Raw genomic sequence first — 14,207 nt, forward strand, 5'->3', positions numbered from 1 at the left:
TACCAGAAAAAATTTTGTTGTAAACGCCTGAACATATGATCCAAGAATACAGAGAACAGTTCAACCGGGAATTTTCACAGGAAAAGTATGCAAAACTTAAAAGCATCCTGAAAGAAAAAAGCGGTACAGAACCGGCATTCAGAATTTCAGAAAGTCCTGTTTTCCTGAGCCATGCACTGAAGATTCAGCTTACTGAGGCTGCTGAAAGCATCATTGATCAGATCAAAGCCATTGCACCTGAAATATTGCGTAAGGCGGTACCTGAAAGATACAATGTGCCGAACGATACACAGCACCCTCATTTTTTCACCATTGACTTCGGAATTTGTGCTGATGAAAAAGGGACTGTTGTTCCCAGGCTAATTGAACTTCAGGCTTTCCCTTCCCTGTACACTTTCCAAAAAGTGTATGAAGATGCGTTCTGTGAAACATATCCTTTTCTTTCAGAAATCAGGAATGACATGCCGGAGGAGCTCTACATCCATCATTTAAAAAAAGTCATTCTCGGAGATGAATCTCCTGAACACGTTATTCTCCTCGAAATTTTTCCTGAACAGCAGAAAACAGCGATTGATTTCTTATGTACTGAAAATATGCTGGGCATTAAAACGGTATGCCTTACCCAGATCAAAAAGCAAGGCAGGAAACTGTTCTATGACAATAATGGCAAACAAACCGAGATCAGGAGGATCTACAACCGCGTTATCTTTGATGAGCTGGAGCATATTCCTGATCTTAAAGCAGGCTTTGATTTCCGTGAAGACCTCGATGTTCAGTGGGTAACCCATCCCAACTGGTTTTTTAAGATCTCAAAATTCATATTACCCCTTTTAAAGCATCCGCTTGTCCCGAAAAGCTATTTCCTTCATGAGTTTCCGGATTACGAGGATCTGGGCAATTTTGTCCTGAAACCCCTGTTTTCCTTTGCCGGGTCCGGTGTAGACCTCCACCCTGCTGCCGCTGTTGTAGAAGCTATTAAGGATAAGGAAAATTATATCCTGCAGAGAAAGGTACAGTATGAACCGGCATTCAAGGATATCAACGGTGATTATTCAAAAGCGGAAATCCGGCTGCTCTATGTATGGCATGAAGATGAAGAACGACCTGTTTTGCTCAATAATCTGGCAAGGATGACCAAAGCGGATATGGTTAATGTAAGCTTCAATAAGAAGGATGCCATCTGGATCGGAAGTTCTCATGCTTTTTTTATAAAGGAATAAACATACACTGCTTCTATCGATTGATTTCCTTAAATTTTCTATCAGTTGCTATTTCTTCGGTAGAGGGTAATTGCTTATGAATGCAGCTTTACAGTTATTGAGAAATAAAAGATAATTCATTAATATTTGAAAAATACCAGAACTTTTCTTTTCCGGAAAGCAAAATATATTATCTTTGAAACAGATCTGACATCAACTTTAAATCTACATACTTAATGGAGGAAAAATCTACTTTTGAAGAATTTGAAAAAATCTATCAGCCGAACGCAAGAAGAAAACTATTGCCTGTTTGGATTAAAATTTTCATATGGATCTTTATCGTAATGGGTACAATAGCCGTATTCTTACCCTTGAAAGGCCTGATGTTTTCGGATCATACCAATCTGTCTATTTACGGCATCGAAAGCACACAGATGTATTCACCTGCCGGGATATTCGTCATCAGCCTTATTGTTTTCAAAGGTATTGTTGCGTACGGTTTATGGTTTGAACAGGAATGGGCAGTGAAAGCCGCGATTGCTGATGCAGGTTTAGGTATTGCCATATGCGTAATCATGATGTTTTTCATTCCGTTTACGGTAGATCATATCAGTTTTACCATCAGGCTCGAGCTAATCCCGCTGTATTTCTATTTTAAGAAAATGAGGCAGATTCAGAATATCTGGGAAGCAATATAATCTGGATAGATCCATGGACGCAGATTCATCCTGTTAAAATAAAAATTCCGGGCGGATTCTTTGAATCCGCCCGGAATTTTTTAGGGTTATTTAAAGTATTTTACCGTCTTCCAGCAGTTCACGTGTCTGATATTCCTGCACAAGTTCGATGGCATTTGAAATAACATCACTCAGCGCCGTGATAAAGGTACCTTCTTCGGCCATGCTGATCGCGTGTTTCAATGCTTCAATTTCCTTAGGAATGATCTCATAACTGACATCCCTTCCCGAAGATTGGATTCCTTCAATAATCAGTCCGTTGATTTCATCTTCTGTCCTTCCGCGCAGGTGTTTTTCATTTCTGATGATGATATAATCAAACATCCTTCCTGCAATCCTGCCACATTCACGGATGTCATTATCCCTTCGGTCTCCCACACCGGAAATAATCCCGATCTTCTTATTGGATTCTACATTTTTCAGGTAATCTTCAATTGCTTCATAACCGGCAGGATTATGGGCAAAATCAATCAACACTTTAAAATTCTTGAACTTGAAAATATTCAGTCTTCCCGGAGTGAGCTGTGCGCTTGGGATAAAGGTCCTGAGGGAATTGGAAATATCTTCGATGCCGAAGCCATGGAGATAGCAGGCTAAACTGGCTGCCAGAACATTCTGGATCATGAATCTTGCCTTTCCTTCCATAGTAATCGGAAAGTCTTTTGCTTTCCCGATCCTTATTTTCCAATCACCTTTTTTAATGGTAACAAAGCCTTCTTCGTATACGCACGTAATCCTTCCTTCTTTAGCGAATTTTCTGATATGGGGATTATGTTCGTCCATACTGAAAATAGCAACCTGGCTGTCGATGTCATGAAGGATCCTCATGGAATACTCATCATCGGCATTCATCACGCTCCAGCCGTTCTTTTTAACGCTGTCCAGCACTACTCTTTTTACTCTTGTAAGATCTTTAAGGTTATGAATATCATTCATACCCAGATGATCTTCTTTAACATTGGTCAATACACCGATGTCACATTGTGAAAAACCCAGTCCGGAACGTAAGATTCCTCCTCTGGCAGTTTCCAGGACTGCAAATTCAACGGTAGGATCCTTCAGAATGAATTCAGCTGAGACGGGTCCTGTGGTATCGCCCTTGGTCAGCATTGTATTCTGAATATAAATACCATCAGAAGTGGTGAAGCCTACCCGGTGTCCATTGCTTTTAACAATATGGGCAATAAGCCTGGTTGTCGTGGTTTTCCCGTTGGTTCCAGTTACGGCAATAATCGGGATGGTAAATGGTTTTCCCGGCGGATACAGCATATCAACAACAGGTGCTGCTACATTTCTCGGCAGTCCCTCGCTAGGAGCCAGATGCATCCTGAATCCCGGAGCAGCATTGACTTCAATAATGGCACCACCGCTTTCTTTCAGGGGCTGGGTTAAGTTTTCCGCCATGATATCGATCCCGCATACATCCAGTCCGATAATTTTAGATATTCTTTCAGCCATTGTGATATTCTCAGGGTGCACCATGTCGGTAACATCAATGGAAGTCCCTCCGGTAGAAAGGTTGGCGGTAGATTTAAGATATACTACTTCCCCTTTCTGAGGAACCGTATCCATGGTATACTGAAGTTTGGCCAGCAATTCAAGAGTATCTTTATCTACGGCAATATCTGTTAAAACATTTTCATGTCCATACCCTCTTCTCGGGTCTGTATTTTCTTTATCAATAAGCTGCTGGATATTAAGTTCACCATCTCCTATAATATGTGCAGGAACCCTTCGGGCAGCGGCTACCATTTTATTGTTGATGACCAGGATTCTGAAATCATATCCGGTAATATATTTTTCAACAATGACTTTCTGAGAGTACTTTTGGGCATGTTCAAGTCCTATCCTGGCATTTTCCCAATCTGTAACGTTGATGGAAGCTCCTTTTCCGTGATTTCCGTTCAATGGCTTCAGCACAATTGGATAGCCTATTTTTCTGATGACCCTGTCCAGGTCCTCTTCATGCATCACAAGCTCCCCCAGAGGTACCGGAATGGCCGCATCGTGTAGCATTTTCTTCGTCAGCTCCTTATTGCATGCAATATCTACGGCAATAGAGCTTGTCTTACCGGTGATTGTTGCCTGGAAACGCTGCTGGTTTACTCCATATCCCAATTGAACAAGGGAATTGTTGCCCAGCCTTATCCATGGGATTTTCCTGGAAACCGCTTCCTGAACTATGCTTCCCGTAGAGGGCCCAAGCCGCTCTCTTTCACGGATTTCTTTAAGCCTTTTTATACAGGCGTTCAGATCATATTCTTCGCCTACAATCAGGGCTTCTGCGATCTTTACGGATTCTTCTGCGGTATAGATACCAGAATTTTCTTCAATATAATTAAATACAACGTTATATACGCCGGGAGTTTTGGTTTCGCGCGTGCGACCGAAACCGACTTCCATACCCGCCAGAGTCTGGATTTCAAGGGCAATATGCTCAATCACATGTCCCATCCAGGTTCCTGTCTCTACCCGGTGGAAGAATCCTCCTTCTCTTCCTTCAGAACACCGGTGCGTGATGAGTGAAGGAATCAGTTTTTCAATCCTTTCCCTGAATCCATCGATTTTATTGGTCGGAAAATTTTCCATTTCCTCAAGATCCAACCTCATCTGTATCAGCTTCTTTCTTCTGATACTCCAAATATTCGGGCCGCGTAGTGCCTGTATTTTCTCAATTTTCATATGTAATACTCAAATTTTCCTAGTTAACTATCCGTATAATATTATCAAAGATAATGCAAAACCCTATAACAAAAACCATACTACATTCAAGTTTTTCAAAAAAAAGAGCAAAAATTATTAACAAATTCAAAATCCTCACAATCAATTTGCTTGCCCTTATATTTCCCCAACTATTAATTATTTTTTAAATTTGTGCCATGATGAAACCCGTTGGAAAATTAATCGTTATCGGAGGCGCTGTAAACAAAGGGAGTTTTTCAGAAACCGATTTCGACCAGAATATTGAAAAAAACCTCAATTTTTTTGAAAGAGGCATCTTAAGGAAAATTATTAATGAATCCAAGCATAAGGAGAATTCTGTGATTGAGATCATTACTACGGCTTCCCAAATCCCTCAGATCGTAGGTTCCGAATATAAAAAGGCATTTGAGTTTCTGGGTGCCAAAAACGTAAATATCCTTGACATCCATAACCGGGAAGAGGCCAATTCTGATGCTATGGTCGCCAGAGCCAACGCAGCGGATGTAGTCATGTTTACCGGCGGTGACCAATTGAGGCTTACATCTATTTTAGGAGGAACGCGGTTTCATGATACCATACTTTTAAAATATCAGGAACAGAATTTTATTTATTCCGGTACTTCAGCCGGCGCTGCTGCCGCTTCTGAAAATATGATTTACCAGGGAAGCAGCTCCGAAGCTTTGCTGAAAGGAGAAATCAAAACCACACAGGGACTCGGATTAATTGATAATGTGATTATCGATACCCACTTCGTACAGAGGGGAAGAATCGGCAGGTTATTTCAGGCCGTCGTTAATAATCCGAGAACACTTGGAATCGGACTTGGAGAAGATACGGGACTTTTCATCTATAATGATGTGATGACAGCTGTAGGCTCCGGACTGGTAATTATTGTAGACGGAAGGTTCATTAAAGATACTAACCTGACCAACATCAACCTTGGAGAACCTATTTCCATAGATAACTTAACGGTGCATGTGATGTCAATGAATGACCATTATGACCTTACCACCAGAACACTCACCATTGAGAATTCACAATTCAACCCGATACCACAGGAGAAATAACGGCTGTTACAGAGAACAGTTTTTATAAAATCAGAATTAATGTGCTGAAATGATTCAGCACATTGTTTTTGTCTGTCTAAATTTTTAATGTAACTTCCTAAATTATTCATCATTTATCCTTATCACCTATGAAAATTATTATTCACGGCGGTTTTTTTTCGGAAAGCGACCAGAGCAGCGAAGTAAAGAAAGCGAAACAGGATTCTTTACAGCACATCGCGCAAAAAGCATTTGAATACTTGAAGTCCAATTCTGCATTTGATACAGTGGCCTATGCGGTTTCACTCTTAGAAGACGACCCTTTATACAATGCCGGTACAGGCTCACAGATCCAAAGTGACGGTATGATCAGGATGAGTGCTGCAATTATGGATGGGAAAACCCAGAAATTGAGTGGGGTCATCAACATCCAGGATGTAAAAAATCCGGTCTTTGTGGCTAAAGCACTCATGCAGGAAGATGACAGGGTCCTTGGCGGAGAAGGGGCAAAATCTTATGCTGCAAAGCACGGATTCAGTGATTATTCCACCGAGATCCCTCAGAGAAGAAAAGAGTACGAAGAAAAACTGAAGAATGGAGGAAAAGGCACGGTAGGCTGTGTAGCCATCGACAGCGATGGCAACCTGGCTGTGGCAACATCAACCGGAGGGAAAGGATTTGAAATCCCTGGAAGGATCTCAGATTCTGCCACTGTAGCCGGAAATTATGCCAATCCGTTCTGTGCAGTCAGCTGTACAGGTGTGGGGGAAGATATTGTAAGCAATGCTACCGCTACAAAAATCGTAACCCGGGTAACGGACGGAATGGATCTTAAAACGGCCTTTGACAAGACTTTTGAAGAATTAAAAGCAGTGGACGGTTTTGCAGGAGCTATTGCTATTGACCGCAACGGAAATGTTTATCATCAGGATTCTTATCCAACTATGGTATTTGCAAGTTTTGACGGTACAAATTTTAAAGTTTTCAGCTAATATAAAATTTTAACATTTTTTTATATATCTCCTTTGTTTTTTGGCATGCATTTTACATGATAAGTAACAACAAATCTTAATATTAACTCTAAAAAGAAGAAATCATGGGAAATAAAACGAAAGGCTTATTGGCTTTAGTAGGTTTAGGTGCATTAGCATATTGGAAATACAAAAAATCTACTCCTGAAGAGCAGCAAAAGGTGAAAGATAAAATCAACACTGCAAAGGACAATTTTAACAAGTGGGGAAATGATCTTAAAAGCAAAGCTAATGATGTAGCTTCTCAAGTTCAGAATAAAGCTAATGACGTAGCTTCCCAGGTACAGAATAAAGCTGAAGACGTAAAGTCACAGGCTGAAAATGCCATCAACTAGTAGACTAGTTTTTTAACATTCATATATAGAAAAAGTCATCGTAATTTTTTATTACGATGACTTTTTTTGTGCACTCAATGCATAAACTAATGGAATTTTATTCCCGAATTTTTCAATGCACCATTTGCCCTTTTCAAATTCAACCACGTGTCTGAAACAAGGATACGGAGACCAGTCGAACTCTTTGAAATCTTTCAGTTCCAGCCTACATAAAAGCAGGTTTTGAAGTACTTCCGCCAGAGAATGGTTCCACATCACATACTCCTGTACCAAATCTGCAGAAGGATCTGCATAGGTTCCCACATAGGTTTCAGCAATGGGTTTTTCATTAAAATAATGATAATTGATTCCCTCAAAATCATCATCAAACATCCAGACTACGGGATGAAACTCTGCCATGATGAATCTGCCGCCGGGTTTTAAAAAATACGTTATGATATCAGCCCATTTTTTAAGGTCGGGAAGCCAGCCGATTGTTCCGTAACTGGTAAAAACAAGATCAAATTTTTCATCCAAAACATCCGGAAGGCTATATACATCCAAACATATAAATCTGGTATCTGTCCGGCATTGCTTAGCAAGTTCAACAGCCTTTGATATGGCGTGATCAGACAGGTCAATTCCTGTGACATCGGCACCCAGCCTGGAAAGTGAAATAGAATCCTGACCGAAATGACATTGCAGATGAAGAATCTTCTGACCCTTAATATCTCCCAGAAGTTCCAGTTCAATAGAATTCAGGGAACTTCTACCTTGTATAAACTCATCTACAAAATAAAAATCTGATTTCAGGTGAGGTTCTACTTTCGCATTCCATGATTTCCTGTTGATTTCAAGATAATTTTCCATAATGCATTTTTATTTTTATTAATTATTAGATGGGATCACCACCGAAGTGTATACACTATACAATTTCCAACCTAATGACTCGTATAAAAGTCTGCCCTGTTCTGTGGCTACGAGAAAGTTATATTGTGTACCTTCTGAGAATGCAATATCTTCCAATACAGCCATGATTTTTTTTGCGAGCCCTTTTCGCCGGTGTTTCTCTTCTGTAACAATACGATCATAGACCGCTATCCCATCAATAATAATAAGCCTTCCGATTGCAGCTTCCTTGTTTTCATATATGATCCTGACAATACATTTTTCAGGACTATGACGCTGAATGTCCATGCTGTAACCATCAGGCATAGCATTATTGCCGAAATTCATTCTGCTGTTGCAGTACATCATGTATCCCTGAGGCTGTACGATCCAATGGGTAGGAATCAGGGGCCTGAATTCTTCATACGGAGCACATACCTTCAGAAAAACCCATGATTCATCAACAGTTTTAGCCAGCGAGAAAAAATCATTATTCAATTCCGGGAATACATAACGGACTTTTTGTTTCGGCTCCCCGACATTGATACGGTATCCGGAAGCATATTTTTGAGGCATGGGCAGGTCTCTTGACAAAGACCATGCTCTCAGCCATTTTTCAACGATCCCTTCAGATTCCTCCGGTTTCACAATTAGGCCAGGAATTCATCAACAGAAACCGTTTTCTGTTCACCTTTTTCAAGGTTCTTAAACGTTACTGTTTTATTTTTGATTTCTTCCTCTCCCAAAAAGACCAGATTCTTTATTCCTTTTTTCTCTGCATAGGTAAACTGTTTGGCAATCTTCGCATTTTCAGGATATAATTCAGCCGAAATTCCTTTAGCACGAAGCTGCACAATCAGTTTCAGGGCTTCTGGCGTCCCTTCCGGTCCAAAGTTAGCAAACAGATAGTCTGTTTTTGAGTCAGCACCTTCAGGGAAAAGCCCAAGTTCTTCAATCACCAGATAAATCCTGTCAAGACCAAAAGAAATTCCGATCCCAGGGATATTTTTTACCCCGAAAACTTCAGTCAGGTTATCATATCGCCCGCCTCCGCCAATGGAACCCATCTGTACATTTTGAGCTTTAACTTCAAAGATGGCCCCGGTATAATAGTCTAGACCTCTGGCTAGGGTAATATCAAAAACAAGTTTGTTTGCATCCGCGCCAAGCTGTATGGATTGGTTGAGAACAAATTCAAGCTCCTCAACTCCTTTCAGGCCGGTTTCATTACCTACAAACTTTTCTTTTAGTTGGCTAAGGTTTTCCAAAGCGTTATCAGACTGGGTGAACAGGAAATCGAGCTTATCGATGGATTCCTGGCTGATGCCTCTTTCAAGAAGCTCTTTGGTTACGCCGTCTTTTCCTATCTTGTCCAGTTTATCCAGAGCTACGGTGAAATCAATCAACTGATTTGTAATTCCTGCATATTCCGCCAGTCCGGAAAGGATTTTTCTGTTGTTGATATGAATGGCTACAGAAACACCAAGATCTGCAAATGATTTCAGGTACAGCTGAACCAGGTCAACTTCCTGCAACAGGCTTTCACTACCCACCACATCAGCATCGCACTGATAAAACTCTCTGAATCTTCCTTTTTGCGGACGGTCTGCCCTCCAAACCGGCTGGATCTGGTAACGTTTGAAAGGAAATGTCAATGTATTATGGTTCATAGCCACGAATCTCGCAAAAGGTACGGTAAGGTCATAACGGAGTGCCTTATCTGAAATCTGGGAAGTGAGTTTCTGATGGTTTTTATCTTCCCAGTCTTCCTGATTTACTTTAGCTGTATAATCCCCTGAATTAAGAATCTTAAAAATCAGGCGGTCTCCCTCCTCTCCGTATTTTCCGGTTAAAGTTGAGAGATTTTCAAAACTTGGGGTTTCCAACGGCTGGAATCCGAACAGCTCAAAATTGCGTTGTAAAGTATTGATGATATATCTCCTTCTGGAAACTTCAAGAGCGGTAAAATCTCTTGTTCCTTTTGCTAAACCTGGTTTCATTATATAATTGATGAATGATAATTAATATTAATACTTCTGCAAAAATAGTGATTTGAACGGACTTACCGGCATAATAAAAGCCGGAGTGCAAAAGCTACTCCGGCCTGATTATCATTTGTGTTTTATAGAATCATATGCTTTCAAGAATCTCAAGGATTTCCGCTCCGTAATTTTCAATTTTATGTTTTCCAAAGCCTTTGATATCCAATAGTTCTTCTTTTTTGGCTGGTTTGTATTTGGCCACTGAAAGCAGTTCTTTATTGGTAGCAATAAAATAAGTAGGAAGATTCTGTTCCCGTGCTTTTTCCGAACGCCAGAATTTAAGAGCATCCAGGATTTTTTCTTCATCGGTGTTCAGCTGTTCACTTTCCGCAGCAGAATATTTTACCGTTTTCGGATCTTTAACTGTATTCTGGGAGCTTTTAAGATCTTCAAAATACAATACGACAGACCAGTAGTTTTCGTCATGTACAAATGCCGTTTCCACTTTTATGATTTCCCGGGTTGCCAGAAAACGGTCCAATGCGCTCTGATCATCATAGAGGAATTCTTCCGGGAGCCTGATTTTAAAAACTTTTACTTTCATCATTCCTGTTTTTATGGTTATTTTCCTCCTAACAGCAGTATTTCATCTACTCTGATCTCGGTAATATATCTCTTGATGCCTTCCTTATCGTCATAAGACCGGTACATCAGCTTGCCTTCAACGGAAATTTCTTTCCCTTTATGTACATATTTCTGGAAGATATCCGCAACTTTGCCGTAGGCTATCAGCGTATGCCATTGGGTCTCCTCTACTTTCTCACCTTTTGCATTGGTGTAATGGTCGCTCGTGGCAAGCGATACCTGAGCCTTTACATTCCCGTTGTCGAAGTTTACCATTTCAACTTCTTTTCCTGTGTACCCGATCAGGGTTACTTTGTTTCTTAGTGACATAATATAAATTTTAAAAAGTTAGTATTCAGATCCTTGACGCTCACTGTTTTTCCGGATCTCTGTTGCAAAGGTTGCAGATGTTCACACCCGGATCCGGTTAAAAACTATTTAAATTCATTTGTAGTCGTTTGCAAACGGATAATTGCGTATATTTGATAAAATTAACCTATGAAAAAGGATATCAACATTTTCGAGTTTCCTTTTAATCTCGGACTCACCAAGAAAGAGCATGAAACAGAACCGGGAGTAAAAAAACTTCCTGATTGGTTCAGAAAATTTGGTTTTCATAAAAGAATCAATCCTAAAAATATTTTCAGATTGGAAGCTCCGGAATATAGAATGGATTTTGATGAAGAAACGGGAGTTAAAAATACTTATCAGGTTATTGAATATGCAAAAAAGCAATCAGAGCTTATTCTAAAGCATTTTAACACAGATACCTTTCATCTGATGTTGGGTGGTGATTGCAGTATACTGATTGGAAGTGCTCTTGCATTAAAGCAGCTTGGGAATTTCGGTTTATTTTATCTTGACGGTCACACAGATTATATCCTGCCAAAGCTATCCCCCAGTGGAGGTATTGCAGGAATGGATTTGGCAATTGCTTCAGGATTGGGCCATCAAAAACTGACTAATATTAATGATCTCAAACCATATTTCCAGGAAGAACATATTTTTTGTGTAGGAAATGCGGAAACGGATGATGATCAATATGTAGGGGAAATCCTAAATTCAAAAATTCATTATCTTGACCTGGAGAATCTGAGGAGGAACGGCTTCAGAAAAACTACAGAAGATTTTCTGAGAATGGTTGATGAAAAGAATCTTGACGGATTTTTTATCCATTTTGATGTAGATGTGCTGAAAGATGAAATTATGCCCGTTGTAGACAGCAGGATGGAAGACGGAATAGATTATGAAAATTTAAAAGAGATACTGAAGCCATTAATAGTAGATAAAAGATGTTTCGGGTTAGAAATAACCATCCTTGATCCTGACTATGATAAAGAAGGGATTTATACCCAACCTTTCATTGAAAATTTAATTCAGATTATAAATGAACCAACTAAAAGAATCTAAATATGAAAAAAATTACAAGAATATGGCATGGGATTGTCCATATTGAAAAAGCTGATGAATATCTCAGATATGTTGAAGAAACAGGTATCGTACAATATAAAAACACCTCAGGAAATCTTTCGACAAAAATACTGAGAAAAAGGGATCAGGAAATCTGTCATTTCCTGACCGTTACAGAGTGGGACTCTTATGAAAGTATTAAGAAATTTGCTGGAGATGATTATGAAAAGGCAAAATATTATCCTGAAGATAAAAATTTTTTACTGGAATTTGAAGAAAATGTCAGCCATTATGAAACGTTTGAATATTGATTAATAAAAATAGATTTTGAAGAAAACAATTAAAAGAACACTCAGAGTCTCAAAGTATGTGATTTACCGTAAAACACTGGTTGATTACAAGGAGCATTTCTGGTCTTTCCTGGGAGCTTTCTTTGGAATCGGCATCATTGCTTTTATCCAGTCTCATTCTCTGGCAGCTACCGAAAACATTTTCCTGATAGGATCCTTCGGTGCCTCCAGTGTCCTGATTTACGGAGCGATCCAGAGCCCTCTTGCGCAGCCGAGAAATCTTGTAGGCGGCCATGTGATTTCGGCATTGGTAGGCGTAACGATCTATAAAATTGTTCCGGATATTATCTGGCTTTCTGCGCCTCTCGCAGTCGCTTTCTCCATTGTTTTGATGCAGTACACCAAAACCCTGCATCCGCCGGGAGGTGCTACAGCCCTCATTGCAGTGAGCTCCACAGGAAAAATTCCCGAGCTGGGTTATTGGTATGTAATCTCCCCGGTTTTAAGCGGTTGCCTTATCCTTCTGTTGGCCGCATTATTTTTTAACAACCTTACTCCGAACAGGAGCTACCCTGCACACAGCCGCTTTAAGAGGCTGTTGAGAAAAAAACACCAACTTTCACATCCTATTATTAAAAAAGATCAGCCATGAACTGTTTAGAATGCGGCGAAAAAATCATCGGCCGGTCAGACAAAAAATTCTGTAATGATGCCTGCCGGAATGCCTATAACAATAAGCAGAATAAAGATTCCAGCAACCTGATGCGGAATGTGAACAACAAACTGCGTAAAAACTATCGTATCCTGAAAGAAGTGAATACCGAAGGAAAAACAAAAATAGCCAGGTCAAAACTTGATGGCTTAGGTTTTGATTTTGATTATTTCACAAATCTTAAAGTATATAAAAACGGTTCGGAATATAAATTCATCTATGATTACGGATACAAAATCCTGGAAGAAGATTTTGTTTTAATTGTCAGAAACCAAGGATAGCCCGACAAAAATGCCTATTATGAAAGAAATTATCCTGATCACCGGCGCCAACGGATTAATTGCCCGCAAACTGAGTGAAAAGCTGAGTAAAGACTATAGTGTAAGATTTCTCACCCGAAAAAAAAGGAAAGAACATGAATTTGAGTGGGATCTGAAGAAAGGAACTGTCGATTATGCCGCCTTTGAAGGCATTTCCCATATCATTCATCTCGCAGGGGCGAATATTTCTGAAAAAAGATGGACAGATGAAAGAAAAAAAGAACTGATATCCAGCCGTGTGGATTCTGCCCGGCTTCTTATGGAAGGGGTTAAAAAACAGAATATCAAATTAAAATCCTTCATTTCCGCTTCGGGAATCAATTATTACGGTACAGAAACTACTGAAAAAATATACACCGAAGAAGATTCGCCGGGAAAGGATTTCCTCAGCGAAGTAGTTGTACTCTGGGAACATGCTGCAGATGAATTCAAAAAAAACGGACTGGCAGAAAGAGTAGTAAAGCTCCGTACAGCAGTAGTACTGTCTGAAAAGGAAGGCGCGTTGAAAAAGCTTATGATTCCCGTAGAATATGGTATTGGTTCTCCTTTGGGCACCGGAAAGCAGTATATGCCTTGGATCCATCTTGATGATATTGCCCTGATGTACGTATATGCAGTAAAAAACGAGTCCATCGATGGAGCCTACAATGCTGTTGCCCCACAGCATGTGACCAATGCTGCTTTCACAAAAGAAGTGGCCGAAGTTCTGAACAGGCCGTTTATCATGCCGAATGTACCGGCATTCCTGCTGAAATTTATTTTCGGTGAACTCTCCGCAGCCGTGTTGGAAGGTTCAAGGGCTTCTTCAAAAAAGATACAGAATACCGGATTCAGTTTCAGGTTTCCTGATCTCCATAATGCTTTAGAAGATTTAATAAAAGATAAAATAAAAAAATCATGAGATCATAAGAATCTCTCATGATAATACCTGCACTTTATTATTTAAAACAA

Annotated in this window: 16 protein-coding genes; 10 read left to right on the forward strand and 6 right to left on the reverse strand. The window is 39.9% G+C overall.

The annotated features are described in order from the left end of the window. The first annotated feature begins 35 nt into the window (after positions 1-35). Both QE404_RS07515 and QE404_RS07520 read left to right on the forward strand, forming a co-directional pair. Positions 36-1,220, forward strand: coding sequence for a hypothetical protein (locus QE404_RS07515; RefSeq protein ID WP_307448719.1), 1,185 nt, complete (start codon positions 36-38; stop codon positions 1,218-1,220). 215 nt (positions 1,221-1,435) lie between these two features. Beyond that, the gene (locus QE404_RS07520) at positions 1,436-1,897 is read left to right on the forward strand and encodes a hypothetical protein (RefSeq protein ID WP_307448720.1); all 462 of its coding nucleotides are present in this window, start codon (positions 1,436-1,438) and stop codon (positions 1,895-1,897) included. A 90-nt stretch (positions 1,898-1,987) separates the two neighbouring features. Here the strand turns inward: QE404_RS07520 and cphA are convergent, their stop codons facing one another. Then, positions 1,988-4,618: a cyanophycin synthetase gene (gene cphA / locus QE404_RS07525; RefSeq protein WP_307448723.1), complete on the reverse strand. Its 2,631-nt coding sequence runs from the start codon at positions 4,616-4,618 to the stop codon at positions 1,988-1,990. A gap of 200 nt (positions 4,619-4,818) precedes the next feature. Here cphA and QE404_RS07530 point away from each other — a divergent pair, with 200 nt between their 5' ends. From QE404_RS07530 to QE404_RS07540, 3 genes are all read left to right on the forward strand, one after another. Next, positions 4,819-5,706 (forward strand): cyanophycinase, encoded by an 888-nt coding sequence (locus QE404_RS07530; RefSeq protein WP_307454103.1) that lies wholly within the window; start codon positions 4,819-4,821, stop codon positions 5,704-5,706. A gap of 128 nt (positions 5,707-5,834) precedes the next feature. Beyond that, on the forward strand, positions 5,835-6,677 hold the full coding sequence (locus QE404_RS07535; RefSeq protein ID WP_307448731.1) for an isoaspartyl peptidase/L-asparaginase: 843 nt from the start codon (positions 5,835-5,837) through the stop codon (positions 6,675-6,677). Positions 6,678-6,781: 104 nt separating this feature from the next. Further along, positions 6,782-7,051, forward strand: coding sequence for a YtxH domain-containing protein (locus QE404_RS07540; protein ID WP_294210652.1), 270 nt, complete (start codon positions 6,782-6,784; stop codon positions 7,049-7,051). 51 nt (positions 7,052-7,102) lie between these two features. Here QE404_RS07540 and QE404_RS07545 read toward each other — a convergent pair whose 3' ends face one another. From QE404_RS07545 to QE404_RS07565, 5 genes are all read right to left on the reverse strand, one after another. Continuing rightward, positions 7,103-7,900 carry a class I SAM-dependent methyltransferase gene (locus QE404_RS07545; RefSeq protein WP_307448737.1) on the reverse strand — a complete coding sequence of 266 codons (798 nt, stop codon included), beginning with the start codon at positions 7,898-7,900 and terminating at the stop codon, positions 7,103-7,105. An 18-nt stretch (positions 7,901-7,918) separates the two neighbouring features. After that, positions 7,919-8,566, reverse strand: coding sequence for a GNAT family N-acetyltransferase (locus QE404_RS07550; RefSeq protein ID WP_307448740.1), 648 nt, complete (start codon positions 8,564-8,566; stop codon positions 7,919-7,921). Between the two features lie 2 nt (positions 8,567-8,568). Continuing rightward, positions 8,569-9,918, reverse strand: a complete 1,350-nt coding sequence (hisS, locus tag QE404_RS07555) for a histidine--tRNA ligase (protein WP_307448743.1) — start codon at positions 9,916-9,918, stop codon at positions 8,569-8,571. A gap of 130 nt (positions 9,919-10,048) precedes the next feature. After that, positions 10,049-10,507, reverse strand: a complete 459-nt coding sequence (locus QE404_RS07560) for an HRDC domain-containing protein (RefSeq protein WP_307448746.1) — start codon at positions 10,505-10,507, stop codon at positions 10,049-10,051. Between the two features lie 14 nt (positions 10,508-10,521). After that, on the reverse strand, positions 10,522-10,854 hold the full coding sequence (locus QE404_RS07565) for a single-stranded DNA-binding protein (RefSeq protein ID WP_307448749.1): 333 nt from the start codon (positions 10,852-10,854) through the stop codon (positions 10,522-10,524). A gap of 168 nt (positions 10,855-11,022) precedes the next feature. Between QE404_RS07565 and QE404_RS07570 the strand changes: the two genes are divergently transcribed. The 5 genes from QE404_RS07570 to QE404_RS07590 are packed head-to-tail and all read left to right on the forward strand — an operon-like array spanning position 11,023 to position 14,157. After that, positions 11,023-11,934 carry an arginase family protein gene (locus QE404_RS07570; RefSeq protein ID WP_307448752.1) on the forward strand — a complete coding sequence of 304 codons (912 nt, stop codon included), beginning with the start codon at positions 11,023-11,025 and terminating at the stop codon, positions 11,932-11,934. A 2-nt stretch (positions 11,935-11,936) separates the two neighbouring features. Then, the gene (locus tag QE404_RS07575; protein WP_307448755.1) at positions 11,937-12,245 is read left to right on the forward strand and encodes a hypothetical protein; all 309 of its coding nucleotides are present in this window, start codon (positions 11,937-11,939) and stop codon (positions 12,243-12,245) included. 16 nt (positions 12,246-12,261) lie between these two features. Then, positions 12,262-12,876: an HPP family protein gene (locus QE404_RS07580; RefSeq protein WP_307448758.1), complete on the forward strand. Its 615-nt coding sequence runs from the start codon at positions 12,262-12,264 to the stop codon at positions 12,874-12,876. Further along, the gene (locus QE404_RS07585; protein WP_307448761.1) at positions 12,873-13,217 is read left to right on the forward strand and encodes a hypothetical protein; all 345 of its coding nucleotides are present in this window, start codon (positions 12,873-12,875) and stop codon (positions 13,215-13,217) included. The genes QE404_RS07580 and QE404_RS07585 overlap by 4 nt, the downstream gene beginning before the upstream one ends. A 19-nt stretch (positions 13,218-13,236) precedes the next feature. Further along, the gene (locus tag QE404_RS07590; RefSeq protein ID WP_307448765.1) at positions 13,237-14,157 is read left to right on the forward strand and encodes a TIGR01777 family oxidoreductase; all 921 of its coding nucleotides are present in this window, start codon (positions 13,237-13,239) and stop codon (positions 14,155-14,157) included. The last annotated feature ends 50 nt before the right edge of the window (positions 14,158-14,207 follow it).

This window comes from Chryseobacterium camelliae, from assembly GCF_030818575.1.
Taxonomy (GTDB): Bacteria; Bacteroidota; Bacteroidia; order Flavobacteriales; family Weeksellaceae; genus Chryseobacterium; species Chryseobacterium camelliae_A.